Annotated in this window: 4 protein-coding genes; 2 read left to right on the top strand and 2 right to left on the bottom strand. The window is 40.7% G+C overall.

Features of this window, described 5'->3' with window-relative positions:
• Positions 1-102: 102 nt before the first annotated feature.
• Complete coding sequence (locus P20495_RS05455; RefSeq protein ID WP_008137852.1) at positions 103-2,532, bottom strand: zinc-dependent metalloprotease; 2,430 nt, start codon at positions 2,530-2,532, stop codon at positions 103-105.
• Positions 2,533-2,686: 154 nt separating this feature from the next.
• On the opposite strand from P20495_RS05455, the gene P20495_RS05460 reads away from it, so the two are divergent.
• Complete coding sequence (locus tag P20495_RS05460; protein WP_008137851.1) at positions 2,687-3,655, top strand: class 1 fructose-bisphosphatase; 969 nt, start codon at positions 2,687-2,689, stop codon at positions 3,653-3,655.
• A 637-nt stretch (positions 3,656-4,292) separates the two neighbouring features.
• On the opposite strand, the gene P20495_RS05465 is transcribed toward P20495_RS05460, so the two are convergent.
• A complete protein-coding gene (locus P20495_RS05465; protein ID WP_008137845.1) occupies positions 4,293-4,619 on the bottom strand; it encodes a hypothetical protein in 327 nt (108 codons plus the stop codon).
• Between the two features lie 43 nt (positions 4,620-4,662).
• On the opposite strand from P20495_RS05465, the gene P20495_RS05470 reads away from it, so the two are divergent.
• The gene (locus P20495_RS05470) at positions 4,663-5,022 is read left to right on the top strand and encodes a DUF5522 domain-containing protein (protein WP_008137844.1); all 360 of its coding nucleotides are present in this window, start codon (positions 4,663-4,665) and stop codon (positions 5,020-5,022) included.
• Positions 5,023-5,188 lie beyond the last annotated feature (166 nt).

Here is a 5,188-nt window from a genome sequence, read left to right as displayed (position 1 = left end):
AGCGAGGTATAAAACCTCACCTACAATATGTGCAGCCCTGTAGGTGCGAATTTACTTCGCGCTCTTAAACATGCTATTGGCGCTCAAGAGCGAGGTTTATAATTAAATTGGCGATCCAGGTGGTATTGGTAACACTTTAAAATTATTTGGCCAATGCCCTTTAATTAAAAACTGATTTACTTGTTCGGCTAAATATTGCTTAAACGCACTCTCGCCAGTACTGGTATGGCTCAATATTGAGTTTTGGTTAAAGTCTTCACTCAACTTAACTAAGTAGTAACGTAACTGCGCCTGCACTTCAGGGCTTGCACTATCGCTTGCTACTAAATCAGCCATGGTTTTTGCTGTTAAAAATTGCACGCGCTGAGTTATTTTACCTGTCATTGTATTAGGCGACGATACGTTAAAAACGTGGCTATAAAGCGTCTTTAATAGTTCATCTAAACTATAAAAGTCGTTACTACGCGCTTGCTGCTGGGCTAGACGATTTAAACGTTGTGCGTTTAATAAAAGCGACAAGCTGTGCTGCACTGCAACCTCGGGTAATGCCATTGCATCGAGCGTTAACCCTGTGCGCCCAACTATGCTCTCGCGCGATTTAGACTCGCCATACGCTTTTGGCGGAATTAGCGATAGTACCGATTCAGGAAGTAATAAGTTACTTGGCTTAAGCGTTGCAAAAATAGCGTTTACCGCTTCTTGTTGCATTTTTTTATCAACCACTTGCGCACCTTTTACGGGTGAGTCACTGCGTGTTTCGTATTCGTAATCAACACCGGCTATAAGCTTCACCGCAGCCTCAACCTGAAAACGGTGAAACAGATAAAGCGGAACTAGTTTTTCCTCTAATTGCGATAGTGAGTCGCCCGTTTTAATATTATTAATACCAAACTGCGAAAGCGCTTTTTTACGTACGTCGAGTACTCGTAAAAGCTCCTGCGAAGGATTAGTGCCGTTATCCCATAAATGAGCGGTTGGATGCGCGCCACCTTTAGCACGAGCGTCGCTATCTGATATAAACTCAAGGCCTTTGGCTTTGTTCTCCTTTAAAATAGCAGCGAGTTCTGCGCTTTCATCTTGGTTAGTAAAATCGCTATAGCCATATTTAATTACTTGGGTATCCCACACGCCCATGCCTGTTGCATACCCGCGCGTTACATCAAGCTTACCTTGTTCATTAAAACTAAGTAGCGGGTGTGGGTAATCCATTACAGAAGCTCTATCCCCTACCGATGCCGCAAAGTTATGAGCAATACCTAATGTGTGACCAATTTCATGCGCGCTTAATTGGCGAATACGATCAAGCGCCATTGCTTGCAAGTTTTTAGCAACTTCATTGCCTTTTAAATAAGGAGCAGCGAGTGCTTCAGCTATTAAAATATCTTGGCGAACACGCAATGAGCCAAGTGTTACGTGCCCTTTAAGTATTTCACCTGTACGTGGGTCAATTACAGAACTTCCGTATGACCAACCACGCGTTGCGCGGTGTACCCACTGAATGACGTTGTAACGAATATCCATAGGGTCGGCATTACTTGGCAGTACTTTTACTATAAATGCATTTTTATATCCTGCAGCAGTAAATGCGTCGTTCCACCACTTTCCACCTTCAAGCAAAGCGCTTTTTACAGGCTCTGGAACGCCAGGATCAAGGTAATAAACAATTGATTTAACAGGTTCACTAATTGGTAAACTTGAGTCCTTTTTAGTTAGACGATGACGCGGTATATAACGCACGTACATAGAGTCACCAAGCGGCGCTGCGTAATCTTTATGTTCTATACTCCAAAAACCTGATTGCGGATTAAACTTACGAGGCGTGTAGTTATCATCTGGTAATTGAATAAGTGAATGATGCATATGAACAGTAAGCGCATAAGGGTCGGCACTTACTTGGCGAACAAATTCACCTGGTTTTGTGCCCTTAAATGTAAGTACGGCTTCAAGCTCGGTGTTTTTTACAAATGCTTTTGAGCGATTCATATAAACGGCGCTACGCGATTCATCAAGGCTAAAGTTCCCTTGCTTACGTGCAGCAAGCGTTCGGCTTACGCCATGTACATCACTTAATAAATAAGGCGTGTAATCAATAAGTGCTGTGGCTTTATCTTCTGCGACTACTTTAAAACCTGCAAGTATACTTGATGCAAACGCTTCTTTAATGCTTTGCTGTTCAGCCTTGTTACTTGTATTAGCACGATAGTAAGTATTTACAGCACGTAGCATTACTTTGTCGCCAAAACGCTCAAACTGCACAAGGTGAGTATTACCAAGCTGACCTCTATCAAGGCCTATATCGTTAGAGCCTATACCGTAAGGCAAGCTTTGCTGCAGTAAAAATTGTTGTTCAAACTTATCAACTTTTAAATATACTTTTCCGTTTTGGGTATCGTAAAAAAACGAATAATAGCCCGGAAAATGATTCATTTGCGTAGTAAATTCATCAATTGACTTAATTGCTGCGTGCGCTTGAGTTATGATAGAGCACAGCACAGTAAAGAATATGTAACTTAGTAGTGGTATTTTTTTCATAATCTTATCTTTGTTATTTGTGTTTTAAGTACGATTAGGTGGTCCCATTATAGGGTGCTATTTAAACAATACAGTTATTTAAGACGAATTTCAGCGCTCTAAGCTAATCTCTCTCACATTATGATTGGTTTTAACACGTTATCAGGAAAATAGAATGCGTAGACTCCCTCCAGTATTACTTGAAGATGGTTGTTCAAGAGAACTTTTATCATTAATTCGAACAATTTTAGCAGCATGTAAAGAAATTTCGTTTCGCGTTGGTCAAGGCGCGCTTTCTGGCGTATTAGGCTCAACCCTTGATGAAAACATTCAGGGGGAAACTCAAAAAAAGCTCGATGTATTATCTAATCAGCTGTTAAAAGATATTTTACTGGAATCAGGTACGGTTAAAGCAATCGCCTCTGAAGAAGAAGACTACACAGTAGCAGGCAACCCAGATGCTAAATTTATAGTGGCATTTGACCCACTCGATGGCTCGTCAAATACCGATATTAACTCGCTTGTCGGTACTATATTTTCTATTATGGAAGCGCCTGAAGGTTCTGACGCCGCTGATGAAAGCATTTTTATGCAGCCAGGTCATAAGCAAGTTGCAGCAGGTTACGTACTTTACGGCCCGTCAACAATGCTTGCGCTGACTACAGGTAAAGGCACGCGCATGTTTACTCTTGATAAAACACAAGGCAGCTTTTTACTTACACAAGATTTTGCTGATATTCCTGCTGATACAAACGAATTTGCCATTAATACGTCTAACCAACGCCATTGGCAACCAGCTATGCAAAACTACATCGATGATTTGCTAGCAGGCGATACAGGCCCGCGCGCTAAAAACTTTAATATGCGCTGGATTGCAGCAATGGTTGGCGACGTGCATCGCGTACTTAGCCGTGGTGGTTTGTTTACTTACCCTACCGACACCAAAGATCCTAAAAAGCCAAATAAATTACGCCTACTTTACGAAGCAAATCCAATGGCTATGTTAGTAGAGCAAGCTGGCGGTATCGCTTCCACCGGTACTGAGCGTATTATGGATATTCAGCCTGATGCAATCCACCAGCGAGTAGCTGTTATTTTAGGTTCTAAAAACGAAGTAGAAACGTGCTTGGGATATCATAAATAATCGCTTAAAACGATTATCTTCAATTTAAAAAACCGCATTCAATTGAAGTGCGGTTTTTTTGTAGGTGAGGTTTACACCTCGCTTTTTAAACACCCAAGCCACATTACATGAGCGCGAAGTAAATTCGCACCTACGGGTTGGTGTATGTCGTAGGTGAGGTTTTACACCTCGCTTTTTAAACACCAAAGCCACGTTACATGAGCGCGAAGTAAATTCGCACCTACGGTTTAGGGTATGTTGTAGGTGAGGTATTACACCTCGCTTTTTAAATACCAAAGCCACGTTACATGAGCGCGAAATAAATTCGCACCTACGGTTTGGTGTATGTTGTAGGTGAGGTTTTACACCTCGCTTTTTAAATACCAAAGCCACGTGATATGAGCGCGAAGTAAATTCGCACCTACAGGGTTTTACATATTGTAGGTGAGGTTTTATACCTCGCTTTTTAAACACCAAAGCTACGTTACATGAGCGCGAAGTAAATTCGCACCTACAGGTCTATGCCCCATGTTGTAGGTGAGGTTTTATACCTCGCTTTTTAAACTCCAAAGCCACGTTACATGAGCGCGAAGTAAATTCGCACCTACGGTTTGGTGTATGTTGTAGGTGAGGTTTTATACCTCGCTTTTTAAACAAATCAAATTTTTACTAACGCAACTATTTGAGCAAGCTTTTGATGATTAAGCTCTCCCATTTGCTCGCTATTACTGAGCGCATAAATAAAACCTTCATGCTCAGTACAATCAATATCATCTCGCGATTCAATTACGTTTGCCCAAAGCTCTAAATCATCCAAGTCTATTTCGTTATTTAGGCAACGTTTAAGTACATCAATTAAAACCTCGGTTGAGAGAGTATAGTGAGTTTTATTGCTGTCAGCAGGGCTTGAAACGATAACCGATATAGCTTCATCTCTTTGCTCACCAAACGTAATAAATTCAGCTAATGCTTTTTGTGTATTCATAATATTTGTTATTCTTGGCTCACTGTTACTAAAAAGAATTATAATGACTCAACTTAACTGCACTCAATGCCACAGTACTCTAACGTGTAATGTAGACGATATATCAGCGTGTTGGTGCAATGAGCTGCCAGCTATTTTACCGCTTGATATCACAGCAACAAGTTGTTTATGCCGCAAGTGCACGCTTAATAAAATAAATATTTTTTTTGAGGGGATTTATACACAGCCTATTAAAACCCAAATAGATTTTGCAAAACAATTTAGAGGTAACGAAAATTTAATTGAAGGGCTCGATTACACCATGCAAAGTGGTTACATGATATTTAGTAAGTGGTTTTTTTTAAAGCGTGGTTCGTGCTGTAAAAACGGTTGTAAAAATTGCCCTTATGGTTATAAAAAATAAACCAAAATCTGCGCTTTTAACGTGAGCAAGCTCTACGTCTACAACTAATCTTTACTCGGTGTTAAATTTATCTGTAAATACGCAGATTGCAGGCGGACTAGCGAAGCTTGTAAATTAAACCGCAAAAGCTGCGCTTTTAACGTAAGCAAGCTCTACGTCTACAGCT

The sequence above is a fragment of the Pseudoalteromonas sp. BSi20495 genome (assembly GCF_000241185.1).
Lineage (GTDB): Bacteria > Pseudomonadota > Gammaproteobacteria > Enterobacterales > Alteromonadaceae > Pseudoalteromonas > Pseudoalteromonas fuliginea.
Note: the sequence above shows the minus strand (reverse complement) of the source record. Positions and strands in the feature narration are given on the sequence as shown.